The organism is Streptomyces sp. NPDC049597, from assembly GCF_040675505.1.
Classification (GTDB): Bacteria; Actinomycetota; Actinomycetes; order Streptomycetales; family Streptomycetaceae; genus Streptomyces.
In genome coordinates this window covers 45,591-69,968 of the sequence record NZ_JBFAOY010000005.1, presented here as the reverse complement: position 1 = coordinate 69,968, position 24,378 = coordinate 45,591, and the positions used below count along the sequence as shown (strand labels likewise).

The following is a 24,378-nucleotide window of genomic DNA, read 5'->3' as shown; positions in this document are numbered from 1 at the left end:
GGGCGGAGGATACCGGTGGCGGGGTGACGCTCAGCGGTTCAGCAGCGGTTCAGCAGCCGTGATCGACGAGGTCGAAGGACTCGTAGTGGTCGGCGGTGTAGTAGTCCTCCTGTTCCGCCTCTCCGGTGACGATCCGTCGCGCGCCGCGTGTGGGGGAACCCGGCGTGACGACGGTGTACTCGTGGTAGTAGCCGGACGACTGCGACGGCAGGATGCCCTCGCGGTTCTGGAAGACGGTGCCGTCCTGCTCGTGGGGGAACGGCCCGCCCCGCTCGATCAGGTCGAGCGTGTCGTGCGCCTGCGCGGGCAGGGCGGAGTAGCAGACCTCGCCGACCGCCGCAGGGGATGCGGGGGCGGCGGTGGCTGCCTGGCCGCCGAGGAGAAGGGTTGAGACGAGGGCGGCGACACCGCCGGCCGCGGCTATTCGTGGGGGGATTCGCATGGCAACCATTGATGCGCGTAGACCCGGTCGCGTCAACGCCAACTGGACTGAATTTCCCGGTAGTTGACCGCTGTAGACCGTCGTGCCGACACCCTTCACGCGGCGTCCGCGAGCCGGTCGCGAACCCCGCACAGCATCACCGCGCCCTGTGCACCGGCCCCGGTCGGCTGCCTCGGCGAGCGGCTTCCGTACCGCTCCGCCGCCTCGTCCGGTGTCCACCCGGCGCCGCGGTCGGCGGTCGGACCGTGCCGCCGGCCTCCACGACGGTGATGCGCCCCGTCTCGGGGGCCGCGTGGTTGCCCCGGTCGGCGCCATCGGACAACCCGCCGCCGGAGCCGGCGCTGACCACCCTGGCGGTCCGGGGGTGCCGGGCCTTCGCCTCGGCCACGCGCGCGCGTGGCGCCGCGGGTCGGCCTCTTCCCGCAGCCGGCACGGTCTGCCGCCCGCGTCGGTGACGAGAGTGCTTCTCGCGCGCCTGCGTGCCCGTCGGGCTCCGTCCCGGACCCGCGCCGCACGACGTGGGCGAGGCTGGATATTCCAGCCCCTCCGGTACTCCCCCAACGGCCGCCGGACTCATGGGGGTTCGAGGCACACGCGTGAACCGCGGTTCAGGAGCCCCCGTTCGGGACGGCTCCTCCCACCGTCGCAAGGCCGTAGCAGAGGGCGGTGGGGGAAACCGCTCCGTCAGGCTCCCGTGCCGCCGCCTCCGCGACGCGCACGGCCACGCCCGCCCCCCTCGCCCTGCGCACGCGCACGGCCACGGCCACGCGGCTCGCCCTGGGAACGCGCGCGCCCGCGGGCGCCCGGCTCGGCCTGCGCAGGTCCGCGGCCGCGTGCCCGTGTCGTCGGGGAGTCGTCGCGCGACGTGTGCGCGGCGTCCGTGCGGCGGCGCGGAGCGGAGCGGCGTCGACGGGACGCCGACGCCGGCTTCGCGGCCGGCGCGGGCGGCTGCGGGACCTCGATCGTGACCGGCACACCCGACGGCTCCCGCGCCCCCGTGAGGCGCGCCAGCTCCTCGTCACTGGACTTGATCCTGGCCGTCCGCGGCTGTATGCCCGCGTCCGCCATCAGCCGCGTCATCTCGCGGCGCTGCTCGGGCAGCACCAGCGTCACGACACTGCCGGACTCACCCGCACGGGCGGTGCGACCGCCGCGGTGCAGATAGTCCTTGTGGTCGACGGGCGGGTCCACGTTGACGACGAGGTCGAGGTCGTCGACGTGGATGCCCCGCGCCGCCACGTTCGTCGCGACCAGCGCGGTGACCTGCCCGTTCTTGAACTGGTCCAGCGTGCGGTTGCGCTGCGGCTGCGAACGGCCGCCGTGCAGGGCCGCCGCCGGCACGCCGCTGGCCAGCAGCCGCTTGGCGAACCGGTCGGCGGTGCGCTTGGTGTCGACGAAGAGGATCACCCGGCCGTCGCGGGCCGCGATGCGTACGGCGACGGCCTTCTTGTCGGTCTCGTCGGCGACGTGCAGCACGTGGTGCTCCATCGTCGTCACCGCACCGGCGGACGGGTCGACGGAGTGCACGACGGGATCGCTGAGGTACAGCCGCACCAGCCGGTCGATGTTCTTGTCCAGCGTGGCGGAGAACAGCATCCGCTGGCCGTCCGGCTCGACCTGCTTCATCAGCGCCGTGACCTGCGGCATGAAGCCCATGTCGGCCATCTGGTCGGCCTCGTCGAGGACCGTGACGGACACCTGGTCGAGGCGGCAGTCGCCGCGTTCGACGAGGTCGATCAGCCGACCGGGCGTCGCCACGAGCACCTCGGCGCCGCGCCTCAGCGATCCCGCCTGCTTGTTGATCGACAGCCCGCCGACCACCGTGGCGAGCCGCAGCTGCACGGAGGTCGCGTACGGGCCGAGCGCGTCGGTGACCTGCTGCGCCAGTTCACGCGTCGGCACCAGGACGAGCGCCAGCGGCGCCTTCGGCTCGGCGCGCCGGCCCGCGGTGCGGGCGAGCAGCGCGAGGCCGAAGGCGAGCGTCTTGCCCGAGCCGGTGCGGCCGCGGCCGAGGACGTCCCGTCCGGCCAGGGAGTTCGGCAGGGTCGCCGCCTGGATGGGGAAGGGGGTGGTGACGCCCTGTGCGTCCAGGGTCTTGAGCAGGGCGGCCGGCATGTCCAGCTCACCGAACGCCTCGACGGCCGGCAGCGCCGGGGTGACGGTTTCCGGCAGCGTGAATTCCTGCGGCGCGACCGGCCGGCGGGCGGCGGACTTCGCGGCGCCCTTCGAGGCGCCCTTCGCCGGGGCCTTGGCACGCGAGGTGGCGCGGGTGCCTGCCGGTCGCTGTCGTACCGGACGTTCGGAGCGGTTCATGGGCAGTGCCTTCCTGGTCCCTGTGGACAGAACGAGCCGGGGCCCGCACCGTGCGGTGCGGGCCCCGGCCGAGGTGTACGTCCAGCGATCAGGCCGGGACGATGTTCTCCGCCTGCGGGCCCTTCTGGCCCTGCGTGACGTCGAAGGTGACCTTCTGGCCTTCCTGGAGCTCACGGAAGCCCGAGGTGGCGATGTTGGAGTAGTGGGCGAAGACGTCGGCGCCGCCGCCGTCCTGCTCGATGAAGCCGAAGCCCTTTTCCGCGTTGAACCACTTCACGGTGCCAGTTGCCATGTCATTCTCCTAAAACGGGGCAAGCCGAGAATCCACACTGCGCGGATTCCCTGTCGCCGCATTGACCCCATCCGGAGAGACCGGAAACAAAACGTGCGCCTGAGGAAGCATTCCCGTCAGGCGCACACAAAGTTCATGGGTACCAAAACTGCAACGTCGTCACCGTAGCACGAATCGACGGCAAAGGTCGGGATTCCTCGGGCAGAATCCCCTCATGGACATGGACACGACCAAGAACACCGCCCGTACGCTCTGGTCCCTGATCGAACCGGTCCACGCCGTCACCTACTTCGCGCCCGAGTCCCACGCCGCCTTCGAGGAGGCCGGGCTGCGCGGATTCTGGCGCGGATATTTCGCCGGGCGCGCCGCGCCGCTGGGGCCGGTCGGCCCGGGGCCGGTGGTGGCGGCGTTCTTCTCGTTCGCCCCTGCGATGGTGGCTCGCGCGCTGCCGTCCGTGTGGGACCTGGTCTCCCCCGGGGACGCGCTCGCCGCGCGCCGCTCGGGCGCGCGGGCGGCGCTGCGCCGCCTGCTCGTGGGCCTGGAGACGGAGACCGCCCGGGCCGTGGAGCTGCTGACCCCGTACGCCCGGGACCTCGGCGTCGCGGGCCGTCCGCTGGCCGCGGCGAACGCCGGCCTGCCCTGGCCCGACGATCCGGTCGACCGGCTGTGGCACTGCGCCACGCTCCTGCGTGAGCACCGCGGGGACGGGCATGTGGCGGCGCTGGTGGCAGCGGGGCTCGACGGCTGCGAGGTCCTGGTACTGCGGGCGGGTATCGACCTGCCGCGCTCCGAACTCCAGCCGCACCGAGGGTGGTCGGACGAGCAGTGGTCGGCGGCCTGCCAACGCCTCACCGATCGCGGGCTGTTGAATCCTGACGGTACGGCGACGGACGCCGGCCGGGAGGTCCACCGCGCGGTGGAGGCGGCGACGGACGGGGCGGCAGTGGCGGCAGGGGCGGCCGACGAGCTGCTGAAGACGCTGACGCCGCTGTCGCGGGCGTGCGCGGGTGCGCTGCGCTTCCCGAACCCGATGGGCCTGCCGGCGGCGGGGGCCTAGGCCGCCGGGACGCGGCGGCGACGGGGACCATCGGCATGCTCCGCGTACCGCCCGCGACCACGAGGTCCCGCGTGCCCGAGAGCACGGCTCGAACACCGGGGCCTGGACGGCATCGCCGGTCAGCGACGCCTCACCGTCCTGACCTTCGCGCCCGGGCGCCAGGTCCGCACGACCAGTTCGTCGTCCTCGACACAGGTGCGCACCACCTCGCCGATCTCCACCCGGAAGAGGTGGAAGGGCTCGGGCGGCTCGGCCTCGGCGACGAAGCGCGCCACCTCCTCGGGGTCGGTCACCTCGACCGCGCGCCCGGAGATGCGCACGTCACCGCCGTCCATGGAGTCGTCGGCTCCTGGATTGGCGTGCAGGGCGAAACGCGGATCGCGCTGGAGATCCTGCGCCTTGCGGGAGCAGGGCATCATGCCGAGCCACAGTTCACCGAAGCGGAAGTCCACCTCCAGGCCGGTCAGGCGGGGTGATCCGTCCTTGCGCAGAGTGGCGAGCACATGGTGTCGGTAACGCTCGAAGCGGTGTCGGACGGTCTCGGCGAAGGCGGGCTCGGCGGTCCGGAAGGCGGACCAGGGGACGAAGGTCATGGCCTCATCCCATCAGGGAAACCGGACGTCCGCTGTCGGGTTTTAGCCGCGGCGTCCAGGCGTGGCCGAGCGCCTGGGCGACGGACGGCAGGCGTCCTCCCAGCCCGGTGTTCAGGGTGGGTCCTTGACGCCGGACGGGCAGCGGTCCGCCCGGCGGGGCTCAGGCGGCCGTGACGCGGATCGTGACCACCGCCGCGTCGCCGTCCGCCCGCAGGACGCCCGCATGGCCGTCCACCACGGCCGCGTCGTACCGGTCGAGCGTGACACGCCCGGGAAGCCCGGCCTCCAGCACTGTCGTCCCCCGCAGGGCCACGACCACGGCGACCGAACCGTCCGGGACGACGACGGGCAGGCTGCCCCGCACGACCGCGGTGACGACCTCGGCGCGGTCGCGTCGGTGCATGACGTTGAAGTTGACCACCGGGCCGCCGAGGAGCCGGCCGTCGGTGGCGCGGTCGCCGGGGAAGTCCCGGGGCACGAACCGCTCGTCGACGAGCAGCCTCTCACCGCCGACGGAGAGGTCCATGCCCGGGCCCTCCACCACGGTGAGGGTGCGGTCCACCCCGGGGAACGCGGAGAAGGGGCCGTCCGCCGCGACCTCGGCGAGGCTGATCCGCCAGTCGAAGGCGTCCATCGGCGCGCCCTCGGGCGAGGCGGCGATCTCCCTGGTCACCCCGCCGCCGTTCTTCCACGGCACGGCGGTGCGGCCCGCGGCACGCAGTACGCGCACGGTCATCGGACGATGCCCTGGGCACGGGCGGCGGCGAGCCACCGCGGGAACTCCCCCACCAGCCGGTCGTACAGCTCGGCGTCCGGCACCTGGCGCGGGTCGGACCCGGCGTGGAAGAAACCGGCGTTGTCGACGGAACGCCTGGCGGGGACGGCGAGTTCGTCGAGCCTGCGCAGGAAGTCGAACTGCGAACTGCGCTTGTTGCCGAAGCCGATGAACTGCCAGAACAGCGGCAGCCGTGCCGCCTTGCACAGGTAGCGTTCGGCGGCGAGCTTGTTGATCGGACCGCCGTCGGTCTGGAAGACCACCAGCGCCGGGGCGGTGGCGCCGCTGTCGATGTAGTGGTCGATCACGGCGTCCATGGCCAGGTGGTAGCTGGTCCTGCCCATGTGTCCGAGGCCGGCGACGATCTCCGCGACCCGGCCGTGGTGGCGGTCGAGGGCGATGTCGGTGACGGCGTCGACGTCCGTGGAGAAGAACACGACGGGGACGCGGCCGTCGTCGTCGAGGTTGGCGGAGAGCCCGAGGACGCGGTCGGCGAGCGCCTGGACGCTGCCGTCCCCGTAGTACTCCTTCATGGACCCGGAGTAGTCGAGGACCAGATAGACGGCGGCGCGCTGCCCGTGCAGACCGTGCTTGTGGAGGCTGACGCCGGCCGACTTGTAGAGGCTCACGAGCGCGGGAGCACGCTCCTCGACCTTGCGGAGGCTGATGGCCGGGCCCGGGGTGGTGCCGGCGAGGGCCATGCGGCGCTCCGTTCGTCGTGCCGTGCGGGGTGCGCAGGTGCGCGGGGGGATCGTGCCGAGGGTACCTTCCCGGCGTCCGCGCCCCCAATGCCCTTGACCTCAAGCAAGGTTGAGGGATCAGGGTGAGGCGCATGACCACTCCACGCCGTCCATCCCGTCCCACTGCAGGCCGTCCTTCCCGTCCCGTACTCGCCCTCCTCGTCGTCCTTCTCGGCTATCTCGTCCTGCCGATGGCCATGACGGGCACGTCGATCGCGCTCCCGGAGATCGGCCGCGACCTCGACGCGTCAGGGGCGGCCCTGCAATGGGTCGTCACCGGATACATCCTGGCGGCCTCCTCCGTGATGCTTGTCTCCGGTTCGCTGGGCGACCTGTTCGGACGGCGGCGGATGTACGCGACCGGGGCTGCGCTCTACGCGGCGGGCACGCTCACCGCCGCCACGGCCGACGACGTCCTCGTGCTCGACGTGGCCAGAACGCTCGCGGGTGTGGGCGGGGCTGCGGTGATGGCAGGCGGCTCCGCGATCCTCGCGACGGTCTTCGAAGGCCCGGCCCGCACAAGGGTGTTCGCTGCCATGGGCACCGTTGCGGGCATGGGCATCGCGGTGGGCCCGACGCTGTCCGGGCGGCTGGTGGGCGCCTTCGGGTGGCGGGCCACGTTCCTCGCCTTCGGCGTCGCCGGACTGCTGATCCTCCTCGGGACGCGTCTGATGCCGGAGTCCAGGTCGGCGACGAGGCCGCGGGTGGATCTACCGGGCGCCGCGACGTTCATCGCCGGTCTCTCTCTGCTGATGTTCGCGCTCACCCAGGGCGCCGACGCCGGCTGGGGCAGCGTACGGGTGCTCGGGCCCATGGCGGCCGGTGCCGTGCTGTTGGCGGTGTTCGTCGTCGTGGAACGGCGCAGCGGCCATCCCCTGCTGGACCTGTCCCTGGTACGCGATCCGCGTTTCATGGGCTGGACACTCGGGGCGATGTTCGTCGCGGGCGGGGCGACCGGCGTACTGGTCTTCCTGCCGACGTACCTCCAGGGTGCGAGCGGCCTGACGGCCGAGGACGCGGGGCTGGTCATGCTGATGGCGACCGCGCCGGTGTTCCTGCTCCCCTCGTTCGGGGGACGTCTGGTGAGCCGGGGCGTGGTGCCGCCGCAGCGGCTGATCGTCGGTGCGCTGCTTCTGTCGGCGGCGGGCAACGGCTGGCTGGCCGTCGCACTCACGCCGGACGCCGGGCCGCTCGCCCTCGCGGGCCCGCTGCTCCTCATCGGCACGGGGAACGGGCTGGCCATGGGCCAGATCGACGCGCAGGCCATGAGCATCGTCGAGCCGGACCGGATCGGTATGGCGTCCGGTCTGCTCAACACGGCCCGCAGCGGCATGGGGGCCTTGGTGCTGGCCGGTTTCGGCGCGGCGCTGACGAGTCTGGTGGAGGGCCGCATAGGCGACCGCGCGCTCGCCGCGGAGGTGGTCGCGGGCAGGCACCCGGCACTGGCGCCCGATTTCACGGCGGCGTGGCGGGTGACGGAGCTGACCGTGACGCTCGTGCTGCTGGCGTCGGCGCTCCTAGTCCACCACCTGCTGAGGACCGGCCGCAGCCCCGCCGCGCCGCCCGCGTCCCTGCGAACCTCCCGGACCGACAACCACCCGGCCCGCATCGGCCCCACGGCGGGCAACCGGCCGATACAGACCAGCCCGGCCGCCGATTGAGGCGCTCCCACCGGCTCCGGCCGCGCCGTGCGCGGCGGACAGAGCCCTCTGACCCGGCAGCCGAGAACGGGCCGACAACCAGCCCCGCCGGCGACGGACGCGCACCCACCGGCCCACCGCGCCGTGCGCCGCAAGCAGAGCCGCCTCGCACGGCGGGCCCACAACGAGCCACAACCAGCCCCGCCCACGATGGACGCGCACCCGCCGGGCACCCACCGCGCCGTGCGCCGCAAGCAGAGCCCCCTGACCCGGCAGCCCACAACGAGCCGACAACCAGCCCCGCCGGCGATTGAGGCGCGGGGTCCGGGGCAGAGCCCCGGCAGGCGCGCCGCGCACACAGGCCCGCCGGCACCTGGGCCCTGGCAGAACCCGGCCGGTACGGCTGGGGCAGCACTCCCCCGAGGCGGCGCCCGCAAAGAGGTGGCCCGCAAGGGGACCGCGCAGGGGCCCGGGGCCACCGCCCCGGGCCCGGACGCACCGCGGCGCCTGCCCGTCCGGTCGGGGACAGGGGCAGGCGCCGCGATCAGTTCCGCACGCCGTTGTACGGGACGATCAAGGGATCCGCGTCAGACCGTCAGCGCTCGGTCCGTCGGGCGGATCGGGGCGGGCAGTTCGCTCGCCCCCGTCAGGTAGCGGTCCACTCCGCGCGCCGCGGAGCGGCCCTCGGCGATGGCCCACACGATCAGCGACTGGCCGCGGCCCGCGTCGCCCGCCACGAACACACCGTCGACGTTCGTCGCGAAGTCGGCGTCCCGCGCGATGTTGCCGCGCTCGTCGAGCTCCAGGCCGAACTGCTCGACCAGGCCGTTGGCCCGGTCCGTGCCGGTGAAGCCCATGGCGAGGGTGACCAGCTGCGCGGGGATCTTCCGCTCCGTCCCCGGCTTCTGCTCCAGCTTGCCGTCGACGAACTCGACCTCGACGAGGTGGAGGAACTGGACGTTGCCGTCCTCGTCGCCCTCGAAGTGGGTGGTCGAGACCGAGTAGACCCGCTCGCCGCCCTCCTCGTGCGCCGAGGTGACCTTGTAGAGCATGGGGAAGGTCGGCCACGGCTGCCCCGCCGAGCGCTCCTCGCCCGGCTTCGGCATGATCTCCAGCTGCGTGACGGACGCCGCGCCCTGCCGGTGGGCCGTGCCGACGCAGTCCGCGCCGGTGTCGCCACCGCCGATGACGACGACGTGCTTGCCCTCGGCGGTGATCGGGGGAGCGACGAAGTCGCCCTCCTGCACCTTGTTGGCGAGCGGCAGGTACTCCATCGCGAAGTGGATGCCGCGCAGCTCACGGCCCGGGACGGGCAGGTCGCGGGAGACCGTGGCGCCGGCCGCGATGACGACCGCGTCGTACCGCTGCCGCAGCTTCGCGGCGTCGATGTCGCGGCCGATCTCGATCTCGGTGCGGAACTTGGTGCCCTCCGCGCGCATCTGCTCGATGCGCCGGTTGATGTGCACCTTCTCCATCTTGAACTCGGGGATGCCGTACCGCAGCAGGCCGCCGATGCGGTCGGCGCGCTCGTACACGGCGACCGTGTGGCCCGCCCGGGTCAGCTGCTGGGCGGCGGCCAGGCCCGCCGGGCCCGAGCCGATGACCGCGACGGTCTTGCCGGACAGGCGCTCCGGCGGCTGCGGGGTCACGTCACCGGAGTCCCACGCCTTGTCGATGATGGAGACCTCGACGTTCTTGATGGTGACGGCGGGCTGGTTGATGCCCAGCACGCACGCCGCCTCGCAGGGAGCGGGGCACAGACGACCGGTGAACTCCGGGAAGTTGTTGGTCGCGTGCAGCCGCTCGGACGCGGCGGACCAGTCCTCGCGGTAGGCGTAGTCGTTCCACTCGGGGATGAGGTTCCCGAGCGGACAGCCGTTGTGGCAGAACGGGATGCCGCAGTCCATGCAGCGGCCGGCCTGCTTGCTGATGATCGGCAGCAGGGAGCCGGGGACGTAGACCTCGTTCCAGTCCTTGACGCGCTCCTCGACGGGGCGGGTCTTGGCGACCTCGCGCCCGGTGGTCAGGAAGCCCTTGGGGTCAGCCATTGGTCGCCGCCTCCATCATCTTCTCGGTGGTCTCCTGCTCGGAGAGACCGGCGAGCTCAGCGGCGTCCTTGGCGGCGAGCACTGCCTTGTACGTGGTCGGGATGATCTTGCTGAACCGGTCCGCGTTCGCGGTCCAGTCGGCGAGGAGCTTCTCGGCGACGGTCGATCCGGTCTCCTCGTGGTGGCGGCGCACGACGTCGTGCAGCCACTGCTTGTCGGCCTCGGACAGGGCCTCGACCGCCTCCAGGTTCCCGGAGTTGACGTTGTCCCGGTCCAGGTCGATCACGTACGCGGTGCCGCCTGACATACCGGCCGCGAAGTTGCGGCCCGTCTCGCCGAGCACCACCGCGTGGCCGCCGGTCATGTACTCGCAGCCGTGGTCGCCCACGCCCTCGGAGACGACGGTCGCGCCCGAGTTGCGGACGCAGAACCGCTCGCCGGTGCGGCCGCGCAGGAAGATCTCGCCGCTGGTCGCGCCGTACGCGATGGTGTTGCCGGCGATGGTCGAGTACTCGGCGAGGTGGTCGGCGCCGCGGTCCGGGCGCACGACGATCCGGCCGCCGGACAGGCCCTTGCCGACGTAGTCGTTGGCGTCGCCCTCCAGGCGCAGCGTGATGCCGCGCGGCACGAAGGCGCCGAAGGACTGGCCCGCGGAGCCCGTGAACGTGATGTCGACGGTGTCGTCGGGCAGACCCGCGCCGCCGAACCTCTTCGTCACCTCGTGGCCGAGCATGGTGCCGACGGTGCGGTTGATGTTGCGGATCGCGACCTGTGCGCGCACCGGCTGGGCGTCCTCGGCGCTCGCCGCGTTCAGAGCGTCGGCGGCCAGCTCGATGAGCTCGTTGTCCAGGGCCTTCTCCAGGCCGTGGTCCTGCTCGATCAGCTGGTGGCGCACGGCGCCCTCGGGCAGCTCGGGCACGTGGAAGAGCGGGGCGAGGTCGAGGCCCTGCGCCTTCCAGTGGTTCACGGCACGCGTGGTGTCGAGCAGCTCGGCGTGGCCGACGGCCTCCTCGACGCTGCGGAAGCCCAGCTCGGCGAGGATCTCGCGGACCTCTTCGGCGATGAACTGGAAGAAGTTCACGACGAACTCGGCCTTGCCGGAGAACCGCTCGCGCAGCACCGGGTTCTGCGTGGCGATGCCGACCGGGCAGGTGTCCAGGTGGCAGACGCGCATCATGACGCAGCCGGAGACGACGAGGGGCGCGGTTGCGAAACCGAACTCCTCGGCGCCGAGCAGCGCGGCGATGACGACGTCGCGGCCGGTCTTCAGCTGGCCGTCGGTCTGCACGACGATGCGGTCGCGCAGGCCGTTGAGCAGCAGCGTCTGCTGGGTCTCGGCGAGGCCGAGCTCCCAGGGGCCGCCCGCGTGCTTCAGCGAGGTGAGCGGGGAGGCGCCCGTACCGCCGTCGTGGCCGGAGATGAGGACGACGTCCGCGTGTGCCTTGGAGACACCCGCGGCGACCGTGCCGACACCGACCTCGGAGACCAGCTTCACGTGGATGCGGGCGGCCGGGTTGGCGTTCTTGAGGTCGTGGATCAGCTGCGCCAGGTCCTCGATGGAGTAGATGTCGTGGTGCGGCGGCGGCGAGATCAGACCGACACCCGGGGTGGAGTGCCGGGTCTTGGCGACCCACGGGTAGACCTTGTGGCCGGGCAGCTGGCCGCCCTCGCCGGGCTTGGCGCCCTGGGCCATCTTGATCTGGATGTCGTCCGCGTTGACGAGGTACTCGCTGGTGACACCGAAGCGGCCGGAGGCGACCTGCTTGATCGACGAGCGGCGCTCGGGGTCGTACAGGCGCTCCGGGTCCTCGCCGCCCTCACCGGTGTTGGACTTGCCGCCCAGCTGGTTCATGGCGATGGCCAGGGTCTCGTGCGCCTCCTTGGAGATGGAGCCGTACGACATGGCGCCGGTGGAGAAGCGCTTGACGATCTCGCTGACCGGCTCGACCTCGTCGATGGAGATCGGCTCGCGGTCGCTCTTGAAGCCGAACAGGCCGCGCAGCGTCATGAGCCGCTCGGACTGCTCGTTCACGCGGTCCGTGTACTTCTTGAAGATGTCGTACCGCTTGTTGCGCGTGGCGTGCTGCAGGCGGAAGACCGTCTCCGGGTCGAACAGGTGCGGCTCGCCCTCGCGGCGCCACTGGTACTCGCCGCCGATCTCCAGCGCGCGGTGCGCGGAGGGGACGCCGGAGGCCGGGTACGCCTTGGCGTGGCGGGCGGCGACCTCCTTGGCGACGACGTCGAGACCGGCGCCGCCGATCTTGGTGGCGGTGCCGTTGAAGTACTTCTCGACGAACGCCTCGTCCAGGCCGACGGCCTCGAAGACCTGCGCGCCGCGGTAGGAGGCGACCGTGGAGATGCCCATCTTGGACATGACCTTGAGGACGCCCTTGCCGAGGGCGTAGATCAGGTTGCGGATGGCCTTCTCGGGCTCGATGCCCTCGATGAACGTACCGGCGCGCAGCAGGTCCTCGACGGACTCCATGGCCAGGTACGGGTTGACCGCGGCGGCGCCGTAGCCGATGAGCAGCGCGACGTGGTGCACCTCGCGGACGTCGCCGGCCTCGACCAGCAGGCCCACCTGGGTGCGCTGCTTGGTGCGGATGAGGTGGTGGTGCACGGCGGAGGTGAGCAGCAGCGACGGGATCGGCGCGTGCTCGGCGTCCGAGTGCCGGTCGGAGAGCACGATCAGGCGCGCGCCGTTCTCGATGGCGGCGTCCGCCTCGGCGCAGATCTCCTCGATCCGCGCGGCCAGCGCGTCGCCGCCGCCGGAGACCCGGTAGAGGCCGGCGAGCGTGGCGGCGGTCATGCCCGGCATGTCGCCGTCGGCGTTGATGTGGATGAGCTTGGCCAGCTCGTCGTTGTCGATCACCGGGAAGGGCAGGGTGACGCTGCGGCAGGACGCGGCGGTCGGCTCCAGCAGGTTGCCCTGGGGGCCGAGCGAGGAGTGCAGCGAGGTGACGAGCTCCTCGCGGATGGCGTCCAGCGGCGGGTTGGTGACCTGCGCGAACAGCTGGGTGAAGTAGTCGAACAGCAGCCGCGGGCGCTCGGAGAGAGCCGCGATCGGCGAGTCGGTGCCCATGGAGCCGATCGGCTCGGCGCCGGAGCGGGCCATCGGGGCGAGGAGGACGCGCAGCTCCTCCTCGGTGTAGCCGAAGGTCTGCTGGCGGCGGGTGACCGAGGCGTGGGTGTGGACGATGTGCTCGCGCTCGGGGAGGTCCTCGAGCTCGATCTCGCCGGCCTCCAGCCACTCGGCGTAGGGGGCCTCGGCGGCGAGGGCGGACTTGATCTCGTCGTCCTCGATGATGCGGTGCTCGGCGGTGTCGACGAGGAACATCCTGCCGGGCTGCAGGCGGCCCTTGCGGACGACCTTCGCGGGGTCGATGTCCAGCACGCCCACCTCGGACGACAGGACCACGAGTCCGTCGTCGGTGACCCAGTACCGTCCGGGGCGCAGACCGTTGCGGTCCAGCACGGCGCCCACCTGCGTGCCGTCGGTGAAGGTGACGCAGGCCGGTCCGTCCCAGGGCTCCATCATCGTGGAGTGGTACTGGTAGAAGGCGCGCCGGGCCGGGTCCATGGAGTCGTGGTTCTCCCACGCCTCGGGGACCATCATCAGCACGGAGTGCGGCAGCGAGCGCCCGCCGAGGTGGAGCAGCTCGAGGACCTCGTCGAACGAGGCGGAGTCGGAGGCGTCGGGGGTGCAGACCGGGAAGATCCGGTCCAGGGCGCCCTCGCCGAACAGGCCGGTCGCGAGCTGCGACTCACGGGCGCGCATCCAGTTGCGGTTGCCCTTGACCGTGTTGATCTCGCCGTTGTGCGCGACGAAGCGGTACGGGTGGGCCAGCGGCCAGCTCGGGAAGGTGTTGGTGGAGAACCGGGAGTGGACGAGCGCGACGGCGGTGGCGCAGCGCCGGTCGGACAGGTCCGGGAAGAAGGGCTCCAGCTGGCCGGTGGTCAGCATGCCCTTGTAGACGATCGTGCGGGCGGAGAGGGAGGGGAAGTACACCCCGGCCTCGCGCTCCGAGCGCTTGCGCAGCACGAAGGCCTTGCGGTCCAGCGCGATGCCGCTGCTGGTGCCGTCGGCGACGAAGAGCTGGCGGAAGGCGGGCATGGTGGCGCGGGCGCCGTTGCCGAGGAGGTCGGGCGTGACGGGGACCTCACGCCAGCCGAGGACGTTCAGGCCCTCTTCGGCGGCGATCGTCTCGATCCGCGAGACGGCCTGTGCGGAGCCGTCGGCGGGGAGGAAGGCGATGCCGACGGCGTAGGAGCCGGCCTCGGGGAGGTCGAATCCCGCGACCTCGCGCAGGAAGGCGTCCGGGACCTGCATCAGGATGCCCGCGCCGTCGCCGGAGTCCGGCTCGGATCCGGTGGCGCCGCGGTGCTCGAGGTTCCGCAGTACGGTCAGCGCCTGCTCGACCAGCTCATGGCTGGCTACACCGGTGAGGGTGGCCACGAACCCGACACCGCAGGCGTCGTGTTCGTTACGGGGGTCGTACATCCCCTGGGGGGCGGGGCGACCGTCCATGGGCGACCAGGCGTCGGAACGCATCGGCTCTCCCGTCGTCGTCGTGGCATGTGCAGTGCCGAGGGACGACGTTGGCCCTCCGCGAAATTTCGTGCAGGTTACATGATGGAGTGCTTCTCGGAAAGCGGATAGGTCATTCCAGCATGCGGACACCGCGCCAAGCGGTGAGGGGTGGGTCACAGCCGAATGGACCGGACAGATCGGGATTCGGAGGACCATCGCAAAAGCGGGCTTCGTTGCCCGCAGCGCCTACGGCTCATGCCCCGGGATTACGACATCGAAACCACCGGGTAACGGCTACTTATGTGCTGCCATGCATAGTGTCTCACCCCGAGCCCCGTTCGAGGAGAGGACATACGTCACAGGGTCCGCGACGGAGCCCGAAAATGCCACCGCACCGGCCCTTGACTTGGGCCGGTGCGGATGCTTCCGCGCGGGCGGGGTCAGACCGCGCCGCCGATGAGCATGCCCAGACCGTACGTGACGGCCGCGGCGGCGCCGCCCAGTGCGAGCTGGCGCAGCCCGCTGTACCACCAGCTGCGTGCGGTGACCCGGGCGACCAGCGCGCCGCAGGCGAAGAGCCCCACGAGGGCGACGAGCACCGCCGGCCACAGGGCGCTCGCACCGAGCAGGTACGGCAGGACCGGCAGCAGCGCGCCGAGCGCGAACGAGCCGAAGGACGAGACGGCGGCGACGGCGGGCGAGGGCAGGTCGTCGGGGTCGATGCCCAGCTCCTCGCGGGCGTGGATCTCCAGGGCCTGGTCGGGGTCCCGGGAGAGCTGCATCGCCACCTCGCGGGCGAGTGCGGGCTCGACGCCGCGGGCGACGTAGAGCGCGGCGAGCTCTTCCATCTCGTCGATCGGGTGCTTGCGCAACTCCCGCCGTTCCACGTCGAGTTCGGCCTGGACGAGCTCCCGCTGCGAGGCGACGGAGGTGTACTCGCCGGCGGCCATCGAGAACGCTCCCGCCGCGAGTCCGGCCAGCCCCGTGATGACGATGGTCTGCTGCGAGACCGCTCCGCCCGCGACGCCGGTCATCAGGGCGAGGTTGGACACGAGCCCGTCCATCGCGCCGAACACCGCCGGGCGCAGCCAGCCGCCGTTCACGTCACGGTGCGTGTGGTTGTCACGGTGCGCCTCGTGAAGTGCGGCCTCGGTTTCGATGATGGACACAGCTCTCCCCTCTCCGGCAGCGGACCCGGCGGACCCGCGCCCCCTGAAGTCCCTCGAAAATACGCACGATGTAAGGGGCGCGCCAGCAAGGCAGGCTTTACTAACCTGGGCCGGGAGAGTGCGGCAAGCCGGGTGACAGAAACGTTTCTCTGGCTGTTTCACGGGCCGCGCGTGGCAGACATCCGGGAACAGGCTCGCGCGCGCGAAAGGGCCCCTTCCATGGAGTTGCTGACCGAGTCGTATACGGCCGCCCCGGCGGCCACGGGCGAGGCGGCCGCCGCCGCTGCTCCCGCGGCGGACCTGCACGACCGGGCACGGGGCGCACTGCTCGGTCTCGCGGTCGGCGACGCGCTCGGCGCGCCCGCCGAGAATCTGCGGCCCTCCGAGATCCGCCGCCGCTGGGGCCGGATCGAGGGCTTCGTCAGCGACGACCCCGCGGGCACGGACGACACCGAGTACGCGATCTTCTCGGGCCTGCTCCTCGCCCGGCACGGCTCGGAGCTGACCGTCGCGCACGTCGAGTCGGCCTGGCACGAGTGGATCGCGGACCTGGACGAGGGCCCCTTCCGCGGGGCCGGCTTCAGCGAGCGGGGCACGCTGGAGAACCTCCGCCGCGGCCTCGCCGCTCCGATCTCGGCACAGCACCGGCACGCGTGGAGCGACGGGCTGGCGATGCGGGCGGCGCCGTTCGGCGTCTTCGCCGCGGGGCAGCCCGAGGAGGCGGCCCGGCTGGTGACGATCGACGGCAGCGTCAGCCACGACGGCGAAGGCATCTACGGCGGCCGGGCGGTCGCGGCCGGGGTCGCGGCGGCGATGGGCGGGGCGGGCCCGGCCGGGGTGATCGGGGCGGCGCTCTCGGTGGTCCCCATGGATTCGTGGACGGCCCGCTCGATGCGCCGCGCGGTGGTGGCGGCGGGCCGCGCGTACCCGGACGTGCTGTCCATGGAACGGGCGATCCGCTCGACGGTGGTGATCGGCGGCTACCCCTGGACCGACCTGGCCCCGGAGGCGGTGGGCCTGGCCTTCGGCGCGTTCGCGGCGGCGCGGGGGGACTTCCGCCGCTCGGTGCTCACGGCGGTGAACATGGGCCGCGACGCGGACACGACGGCGGCGGTCGCGGGCGCGCTGGCGGGAGCGGTCGCCGGAGCCGGGGCGATCCCGGAAGCGTGGTCGTCGGCGATCGGCCCGGTCCGCGGCACCTGCCTCCCCTCGATGCGCGGCCACCACGTCCTGGACGTGGCAACGCTCCTGACCCCGCCCCCGGCCCGATGAACCCCCGGCCCGACAGCCCACCCGGCACACGACGGGCCCGGGCCCCCGGGGACCGTATGGGCGAGGACGGCGCGTCGGCCACCAACCCCCTGGCCCCTGGGAGCCCTCTCGGCACGGACGCGCCACGAGCGGCGGACGCGGCACACGAGCCACGAGCGACCGACAACGCGCCGCCGACCACACAGACCGCACATCCGGGCGCCGGGCACCGGCTCAACACGGACACGCCACCACCGGCAGACGCGGCACACGAGCCACGAGCGACCGACAACGCGCCGCCGACCACACACACCACGCGCCCAGGGGCCGGGCACCGGCTCAGCACGGACACGCCACCACCGGCGGACGCGGCACACGAGCCACGAGCGACCGACAACGCGCCGCCGACGACACAGACCGCACATCCGGGCGCCGGGCGCCGGCCCGGTGAGGGCCCGGCGGGGAGGCAGCGGGCATCCGGCGGCTCCCTCGACACGCACGCGGCCGAAGGCACGCTGCCGGCCGCGCACCGAGCGCACGACCTGGTGCCCACGGGCCCGCTCGGTGCGGGCCCGGCGGGGCGGCAACGGGGGACCGGGGGCTCGCCTCCGGTTCCGGGAAGGGACCAGGTGGGGGAAAGCCGCGCGACACCGCACGCCACCAGCACCTCCCCGCGCCCCGTCGAAGGGCTGCTCCTCGGGCTCGCCGCCGGTGACGCCGCCGGCTGGCCCGCCGCCCGGCACCGCGCCGGCCGCATGCCCGAGTGGACTCGCCGGCTCACCCGCGAGCTCGACACCTTCGCCGAGCACAACGCCACCACCACCCTCCCCGTCCCCATCGCCCTCAACCAGCCCCCCGAGCCCCTGCGGCTCGGCCCCTCCGACGACGCCGAGTGGGCCGCCTTCGCCGCTGGGACCGTGCTCACCGCCCGCGGTGACCGCTTCCGCGGGCTCGCCCCCGGCCGCCGCCTGCGCGCCGCCGTGGACCTGGCCTGGAACGCCCTCGCCGGCCAGGTCGCCGCCGCAGCCGAGCGCGCCCCCGAGGTCGAGTCCGCCGTGCTCCCCCTGCGCGCCCGGATCTCCGTACGCGCCGGACTGGGCAACCTCGCGACCGGACTGCGCCCGCCCGCCACCGGTCACGACAACCCGCACTACTTCGACGACGCGGCCTGCGTACGGGCCGCCGTACTGGCCGTCGTGCACCCCGGCGACCCGGTCGCGGCCGCCGAGCTCGCCGAGTTCGACGCCCGCTACACCCAGGACGGCGACGGCGTGCACGGCGCCCGCGCCATGGCCGCCGCCGTCGCCGCGGCGCTCGGCGGCGCGTGCGTCGACGACACGGTCGGGGCCGCACTCGCCCAGCTACCAGAGTCCACCGAGATCGGCCGCAACGCGCGCCACGCGGTGGGACTCGCCCACGAGACCTGCGGCGCGTTCGAGCTCGTACCGCTGTTGGAGCATCAGATCGTCGACCATGTCTACAGCTACGGCATCGCCGCGGCCGAGACCGTGCCCGTCGCGCTCGCCGTCACCACCGCCTCCCGCGGCCGGGTGGCCGAGGCCGTGCCAGCCGCGGCCTGTCTCTCCCGCGTGGCCGACTCCGCCCCCGCCCTGGCCGGCGCGCTCACCGGAGTGCTCGGCGGCGGCGACTGCGTACCCGGCACGTGGCGCGACACCTGCCGCACCCTGGCGGGCTGCGCCCTGCCGTACCTCGCCGGCACCGACCTCGTCGAACTCGCCGGCCGGCTCGACGACGTGCTGTAGGGCAGCCGAGGGGCCACGGCCGCATCCGGGCGCGCGGTGCTCCGCCAACCGCCGCACCAGGTGGACAATCCCGACATGACGACAGCGACGGCGAACACGACGACCGCGACGAGCGCGACCCCGGCAGACCGGACGACTCCCCCGCCCCCCTCACTCGACGACCGGTTCACGGGCAGCCTCGTCGGCGCCGCTGTCGGCGACGCGCTCGGCGGCGCCGTCGAGGGCTACAGCCCCGAGCAGATCGTCGAACGCCACGGCGGCCGCGTCGAGGGCATCGTCGGCCCCTGGAACGGCGACGAGTGGCGCACCGCCCGCCCGCTCGCCCCGTACCACAAGGGCAACGGCCACATCACCGACGACACGTTGATGACCCACGCCCTGGTCCGCGTCTACGCCACCGTCCGCGACCATCTCGACGCCTACGCCGTCGCCGACCACCTCGTCCCGGACCTGATCTCCCACACCCGCTGGATTCCCGAACTCGAAGCCGAGACCCTCCCCCTGCACCGGGTCTTCCTCGCCGAGAAGTGGATCGTCCACCGCCTGCACTACGGGCACAACGACCCGCGCGAGGCGGGCGTCGGCAACATCGTCAACTGCGGCGCCGCGATGTACATGGCCCCCGTCGGCCTCGTGAACGCCGCCGATCCGACGGCGGCTTACCACGAGGCCCTCGACATCGCCGGCGCGCACCAGTCCTCGTACGGCCGCGAGGCGGCGGGGGTCTTCGCGGCGGCGGTCGCCGCGGCCTGCCTGCCGGAGGCGACACCCGCCACGGTGGTCGACGCGGCGCTCGCCCTCGCCAAGGACGGCACCCAGGCCGCCATCGAGGCGGTCGCCGAAACCGCCGCCGGGCACTCGGACTTCGAGTCGGCGCTCGGCCCTCTGCGGGCGGCGGTGGCTCCGTTCGACACCGTCGGCCCCGACTACCGCTCCCCCTCCCTGGGCGCCCGGAGGCCGTCTCGTCTGCACGCGATCGAGGAGCTGCCGATCGCCCTCGGCATGCTGCTGGTCTGCGACGGCGACGTCCGCCGTACGGTCCTGGCCTGCGTCAACTACGGCCGCGACTGCGACTCCACCGCGACCATGGCGGGCGCGATCGCGGGCGCGCTGCACGGCGAGGCGGCGGTGCCGCGGGAGTGGGCGGAGCGGGTCGCCGAGGCCAGCCGCGTGGACCTGCACGCCCCCGCCCTGGAGCTGACGGCCGTGGCCCGTGAGATCCACCGCCGGGACCTGGCACGCCGTCGTGCCCACGAGGCGGCGTTCGCCGAGCTGACGGACGCGCGATGACCGGTCTGCTGCGTCTGACCTGGGTGCAGCCCGAGGACCTCGTCGGGCACGAGCTGCGGCAGGCGGAACAGGACGGCCGTGACGCGACGGCCGTCCGCGACCGCTGGCTGGCCGCCGGCGGCATGCTCGCCCCGCCCCGCGCGGGCGCCTCCCCGGCCCCGCGCCCGGAACTGCGGACGCTCGCGGAAGCGCTGCTCGACGAACTGGCCTTGCTCCCCTCGCCGTTGGCGGACGACGAGCCGACGGACTGGCCCTCGATCGTCGCGGCCTGCCCGGACTGGCCCGCATCCCAGCCACGAGGCCCCGCGTCCCCTCCGTCAGGTTCCGCACCCCGCCCGGCAGGCCCCGCGTTCCCTCCGTCAGGTTCCGCACCCCACCCGGCAGACTCCGCAACCCACCCGGCGGGCCCTTCGGCACGCGGCACCGACGGGCCCACGTCCGCCGGGGCAGCGCGCACGGCCGTGAACGAGCACGCCCTGCACGCCGCCTGGCTCGGCCGGGCCGTCGGATGCCTGCTGGGAAAACCGGTCGAGAAGCTGCCCCTGCACGCCATCCGCGCCATCGGCCGCGCCACCGGCAACTGGCCGCTCACCACCTGGTTCACCGCCAGGGGCCTGCCCGCCGAACTCGCCGCCGCTCACCCGTGGAACCGGCGCAGCGCCGCCACCTCACTCGCCGAGAACATCGACGGCATGCCCGAGGACGACGACCTGAACCACCCCCTCCTCGCGCTGGTGCTCCTGCGGCGCCACGGCCGTGCGTTCACCACGGCGCAGCTCGGCACCCTGTGGCTGGACGAGCTGCCCGCCGGCCGGACCTTCACCGCCGAGCGCGTCGCCTACCGCAATCTGCTCTCCGGCATCGAGCCCCCGCTCACCGCGACCTTCCGCAACCCCTTCCGCGAATGGATCGGCGCCGCGATCCGGGCCGACGCGCACGGCTGGACCAACCCCGGCGATCCCGCCGCCGCGGCCGAGCAGGTCTACCGCGACGCCGTCCTCACCCACACCGCGAACGGCGTGTACAGCGCGATGTTCGTCGCCGCCGCCATCGCCGCGGCAGCGGGCGGCACCGCCGACGTGCACGAGGCGATCGCCACCGGCCTGACCGTCGTCCCGCCCCGCTCCCGACTCGCGCACGCCGTACGGTTCGGCGTCCGGGCAGCCCGTGCGGAAGCCGACTTCGACCGTGCCGTCGACCTCGTCCACGCCGCCTACGGCTCGTACCACTGGGTGCACGCCCTGCCCAACGCGGCTCTGCTCGCCGCCGCCCTCACCCACGCCGACGGCGACTTCACCGGCTCCGTCTGCCGTGCCGTCTCCGGCGGGCTCGACACCGACTCGAACGGTGCGACGGCCGGCTCCCTCACCGGGCTGCTCACCGGTCACCCCGACCGGCTGCCGCACCGCTGGACGGCCCCGCTGAAGAACCGGCTGTCCACGTCCGTCCCCGGATTCGACGGCATCGGCTTCGACACCCTCGCCCGTCTCACGCTGAAGGAGGCACTCCGCCCATGACCGGCATCGTGGTTCTCGGCAGCACCAACATGGACCTCGTGGCCTACGTCGCGCAGGCCCCGAAGCGTGGAGAGACCGTCACGGGACGGGAGTTCCGTACGATCCCCGGCGGCAAGGGGGCGAACCAGGCCGTGGCCGCCGCCCGCGCGGGCGGCGACGTCAGCATGATCGGCGCCGTGGGCTCCGACGAGTTCGGCGCGGTGCTCCGTCACACCCTCGACGCGTCCGGCGTCGACATCGACCTGCTGCGCACTGCCGAGGGCCCCTCCGGCACCGCGCACATCGTCGTCGACGACGACGGCGGGAACTCCATCGTCGTCATCCCCGGCGCCAACGGCACCGTGACCGGTCTCACCCCGGGCGACGAAGCCCTCATCGCCACCGCCGGCATCCTCCTCCTGCAACTCGAACTTCCGCTCAGCGCCGTGCTCGACGGCGCCGAGGCCGCTCACCGGCATGCCGTACGCACCGTGCTCACCCCCTCTCCCGTACAGCCGCTGCCGCCCGGACTCCTCGCCGCCACCGATCTGCTGGTCCCCAACGAACACGAGGCGGCCCGGCTCACCGGAGTCACGGACCCGCGCGGGGCCGCGAAGGCCCTGCTGCGGCAGGTCCCCGAGGTCGTCATCACCCTCGGCCCGGCGGGCTGCCTGTACGCCGCCCGCGACGCCGAACCCGTCATCGTCCCCGCACCGCAGGTCGCCGCCGTGGACACCACCGCGGCGGGCGACACCTTCGTCGGCGCCCTCGCCGTCGCCCTCGGGGAAGGCAAACCGGTCCCCGAGGCCCTGGCGTGGGCCTCCTCTGCCGCCGCCCTGTCCGTCCAACGCCCAGGAGCGTCCACCTCCATGCCGTACCGCCCCGAGATCGACGCCGCCTCATGACCCCGCCCCCCACCCAGGACACGCCACCCGCCCCCCTGACCGGCCTCCGCGTCCTCGACCTGGCCACCCTCTTCGCCGGTCCGCTGTGCGCCACCCTGCTCGGCGACTTCGGCGCCGAGGTCATCAAGGTCGAGCACCCCACCCGCCCCGATCCCTCCCGCGGCCACGGTCCCGCCAAGGACGGCGTCGGGCTGTGGTGGAAGGTCCTCGGCCGCAACAAGCGCAACGTCACCCTCGACCTGTCCACCGCCGGCGGGCGGGCCACGCTGCTGCGGCTCGCGAGGACCGCCGACGTGGTCGTCGAGAACTTCCGGCCGGGCACCCTGGAGAAGTGGGGCCTCGGCTGGGAGGAACTGAACGAGGCCAACCCCCGTCTCGTCCTGACCCGGGTCACGGGCTTCGGCCAGTTCGGGCCATACTCCCGCCGGCCCGGCTTCGGAACGCTCGCGGAGGCGATGAGCGGGTTCGCCGCCGCCACGGGCGAGCCCGACGGCCCGCCCACCCTGCCGCCCTTCGGCCTCGCCGACTCGGTCGCCGCGCTCGCCACCGCCTACGCCGTGATGACCGCGCTCGCCGCCCGCACCACCACCGGCCGTGGCCAGGTCGTCGACATGGCCATCATCGAACCGATCCTCGCCGTGCTCGGACCCCAGCTGCTCTGGTACGACCAACTCGGCTACGTCCAGCCGCGCACCGGCAACCGCTCCCGCAACAACGCGCCCCGCAACATCTACCGCACGGCCGACGGCAGTTGGCTCGCCGTCTCGACCTCCGCCCAGTCCGTCGCCGAACGGGTCATGCACCTGGTCGGCCGTCCCGAGCTGATCGACGCGCCCTGGTTCGCCACGGGCAGCGGCCGAGCCGAGCACGCCGATGTGCTGGACGCGGCGGTCGGCGGATGGATCGCCCAGCACACCCGCGCCGACGCCGTGGCCGCCTTCGAGAAGGCCGAGGCGGCGATCGCCCCGGTCTACGACATCCGCGACATCGTGGCCGACCCGCAGTACCAGGCGCTCGGGACGATCACCGAGGTCCCCGACCCGGAACTCGGCCCGCTGCGTATGCAGAACGTCCTCTTCCGGCTCTCCGACACCCCCGGCGCCATCCGCTGGGCCGGCCGGCCGCACGGCGCCGACACCGAGGAGGTCCTCGCCGAACTGGGCCTCACCCCGGCCGACATCACCGCACTCCGCACCGAAGGAGCGCTATGACCTTCCCCCTGACCTGGCTGTATGCCCCCGGTGACCGCCCCGACGTCGTCCACAAGGCCATCGCCTCCGGCGCGGACGTCGTCATCGTCGACCTCGAGGACGCGGTGGCCCAGGGCCGCAAGGACTACGCCCTCGCCGCCACGGCCGAACTGCTCGCCTCCCACCTGCCCCTGCCTGTCCATGTCCGCATCAACTCCCCCCTGGACGTCGAGGCCCTCGCAGGGCTGCCTGGTCTGACAGCTCTGCGTGTCCCCAAGGTCGCATACGCCACTGACATCCAGCAGATCGCGGCCGCGGCACCGGGCGTTCCCCTGTACGCGCTGCTGGAGTCGGCGCTCGCCGTCGAGCACGCGTACGCCATCGCCACGGCCCACGACGCGGTCCGGGGCATCGCGCTCGGCGAGTCCGATCTCCGCGCCGACCTCGGCGTACGCGGTGACACCGGCCTGGACTGGCCGCGCACCCGTGCGGTGGTCGCGGCCCGGGCGGCCGGGCTCGCGCCGCCGACGCAGTCCGTGTTCCCGGACATCCTCGACCTCGACGCGCTGCACGCCTCGTGCGCCCACGGCCGTTCCATCGGCTTCCTGGGGCGCGCGGCCATCCATCCCCGTCAGCTGCCGGTCATCGAGCGCGCGTACCGGCCGACGCCCCAGGAGATCGAGGCAGCCGAGGAGATCGTGAAGGCTGCCGCGTCGGACGAGGGCGCGATGGCCCTGCCGGACGGACGGTTCGTCGACGCGGCGGTCGTGGCGGCGGCGCAGCGCACGCTCGACCTCGCGGCACGTGACTGGGAGTTCTGACGGCCCGCGCCACGGTCCGGCCGGCAGCCGGGGAACGCGAAGACCGCCGGAGGCGTCGCCTC

General features: G+C 73.1%; 18 protein-coding genes. 9 read left to right on the top strand and 9 right to left on the bottom strand.

From position 1 onward, the window contains the following. Positions 1-49: 49 nt before the first annotated feature. From AB0K02_RS08465 to AB0K02_RS08455, 3 genes are all read right to left on the bottom strand, one after another. A complete protein-coding gene (locus AB0K02_RS08465) occupies positions 50-442 on the bottom strand; it encodes a ribonuclease domain-containing protein (protein ID WP_365991575.1) in 393 nt (130 codons plus the stop codon). A 684-nt stretch (positions 443-1,126) separates the two neighbouring features. Next, positions 1,127-2,755, bottom strand: coding sequence for a DEAD/DEAH box helicase (locus tag AB0K02_RS08460; RefSeq protein ID WP_365991573.1), 1,629 nt, complete (start codon positions 2,753-2,755; stop codon positions 1,127-1,129). A gap of 88 nt (positions 2,756-2,843) precedes the next feature. Continuing rightward, positions 2,844-3,047, bottom strand: a complete 204-nt coding sequence (locus AB0K02_RS08455; RefSeq protein WP_020871138.1) for a cold-shock protein — start codon at positions 3,045-3,047, stop codon at positions 2,844-2,846. Positions 3,048-3,261: 214 nt separating this feature from the next. Between AB0K02_RS08455 and AB0K02_RS08450 the strand changes: the two genes are divergently transcribed. Next, positions 3,262-4,104, top strand: coding sequence for a hypothetical protein (locus AB0K02_RS08450; RefSeq protein ID WP_365991571.1), 843 nt, complete (start codon positions 3,262-3,264; stop codon positions 4,102-4,104). Positions 4,105-4,223: 119 nt separating this feature from the next. Here the strand turns inward: AB0K02_RS08450 and AB0K02_RS08445 are convergent, their stop codons facing one another. From AB0K02_RS08445 to AB0K02_RS08435, 3 genes are all read right to left on the bottom strand, one after another. Further along, complete coding sequence (locus AB0K02_RS08445) at positions 4,224-4,697, bottom strand: pyridoxamine 5'-phosphate oxidase family protein (protein ID WP_365991570.1); 474 nt, start codon at positions 4,695-4,697, stop codon at positions 4,224-4,226. A gap of 160 nt (positions 4,698-4,857) precedes the next feature. Beyond that, positions 4,858-5,433, bottom strand: coding sequence for a HutD family protein (locus AB0K02_RS08440; RefSeq protein ID WP_365991569.1), 576 nt, complete (start codon positions 5,431-5,433; stop codon positions 4,858-4,860). Further along, positions 5,430-6,173 carry a VWA domain-containing protein gene (locus AB0K02_RS08435; protein ID WP_365991568.1) on the bottom strand — a complete coding sequence of 248 codons (744 nt, stop codon included), beginning with the start codon at positions 6,171-6,173 and terminating at the stop codon, positions 5,430-5,432. Before AB0K02_RS08435 ends, AB0K02_RS08440 begins: the two co-directional genes overlap by 4 nt. A gap of 131 nt (positions 6,174-6,304) precedes the next feature. Between AB0K02_RS08435 and AB0K02_RS08430 the strand changes: the two genes are divergently transcribed. Further along, positions 6,305-7,873, top strand: coding sequence for an MFS transporter (locus tag AB0K02_RS08430; RefSeq protein WP_365991567.1), 1,569 nt, complete (start codon positions 6,305-6,307; stop codon positions 7,871-7,873). 566 nt (positions 7,874-8,439) lie between these two features. Here the strand turns inward: AB0K02_RS08430 and AB0K02_RS08425 are convergent. From AB0K02_RS08425 to AB0K02_RS08415, 3 genes are all read right to left on the bottom strand, one after another. Further along, the gene (locus AB0K02_RS08425; protein ID WP_365991566.1) at positions 8,440-9,900 is read right to left on the bottom strand and encodes a glutamate synthase subunit beta; all 1,461 of its coding nucleotides are present in this window, start codon (positions 9,898-9,900) and stop codon (positions 8,440-8,442) included. Next, positions 9,893-14,452: a glutamate synthase large subunit gene (gene gltB / locus AB0K02_RS08420; RefSeq protein WP_365991565.1), complete on the bottom strand. Its 4,560-nt coding sequence runs from the start codon at positions 14,450-14,452 to the stop codon at positions 9,893-9,895. The genes AB0K02_RS08425 and gltB overlap by 8 nt, the downstream gene beginning before the upstream one ends. A 419-nt stretch (positions 14,453-14,871) precedes the next feature. Continuing rightward, a complete protein-coding gene (locus AB0K02_RS08415) occupies positions 14,872-15,600 on the bottom strand; it encodes a VIT1/CCC1 transporter family protein (RefSeq protein ID WP_365991564.1) in 729 nt (242 codons plus the stop codon). Positions 15,601-15,819: 219 nt separating this feature from the next. Here AB0K02_RS08415 and AB0K02_RS08410 point away from each other — a divergent pair, with 219 nt between their 5' ends. From AB0K02_RS08410 to AB0K02_RS08380, 7 genes are all read left to right on the top strand, one after another. Next, complete coding sequence (locus tag AB0K02_RS08410) at positions 15,820-16,872, top strand: ADP-ribosylglycohydrolase family protein (protein ID WP_365991563.1); 1,053 nt, start codon at positions 15,820-15,822, stop codon at positions 16,870-16,872. Between the two features lie 494 nt (positions 16,873-17,366). Further along, positions 17,367-18,614: an ADP-ribosylglycohydrolase family protein gene (locus AB0K02_RS08405; protein WP_365991756.1), complete on the top strand. Its 1,248-nt coding sequence runs from the start codon at positions 17,367-17,369 to the stop codon at positions 18,612-18,614. Positions 18,615-18,689: 75 nt separating this feature from the next. After that, positions 18,690-19,904 (top strand): ADP-ribosylglycohydrolase family protein, encoded by a 1,215-nt coding sequence (locus AB0K02_RS08400; RefSeq protein ID WP_365991562.1) that lies wholly within the window; start codon positions 18,690-18,692, stop codon positions 19,902-19,904. After that, positions 19,901-21,421: an ADP-ribosylglycohydrolase family protein gene (locus AB0K02_RS08395; protein ID WP_365991561.1), complete on the top strand. Its 1,521-nt coding sequence runs from the start codon at positions 19,901-19,903 to the stop codon at positions 21,419-21,421. Before AB0K02_RS08400 ends, AB0K02_RS08395 begins: the two co-directional genes overlap by 4 nt. Further along, the gene (rbsK, locus tag AB0K02_RS08390) at positions 21,418-22,305 is read left to right on the top strand and encodes a ribokinase (protein WP_365991560.1); all 888 of its coding nucleotides are present in this window, start codon (positions 21,418-21,420) and stop codon (positions 22,303-22,305) included. Before AB0K02_RS08395 ends, rbsK begins: the two co-directional genes overlap by 4 nt. Next, positions 22,302-23,516, top strand: coding sequence for a CoA transferase (locus AB0K02_RS08385; protein WP_365991559.1), 1,215 nt, complete (start codon positions 22,302-22,304; stop codon positions 23,514-23,516). The genes rbsK and AB0K02_RS08385 overlap by 4 nt, the downstream gene beginning before the upstream one ends. Beyond that, entirely contained in the window at positions 23,513-24,316 is an 804-nt protein-coding gene (locus AB0K02_RS08380; protein ID WP_365991558.1) for an aldolase/citrate lyase family protein, read from the top strand. Before AB0K02_RS08385 ends, AB0K02_RS08380 begins: the two co-directional genes overlap by 4 nt. Positions 24,317-24,378: the final 62 nt, after the last annotated feature.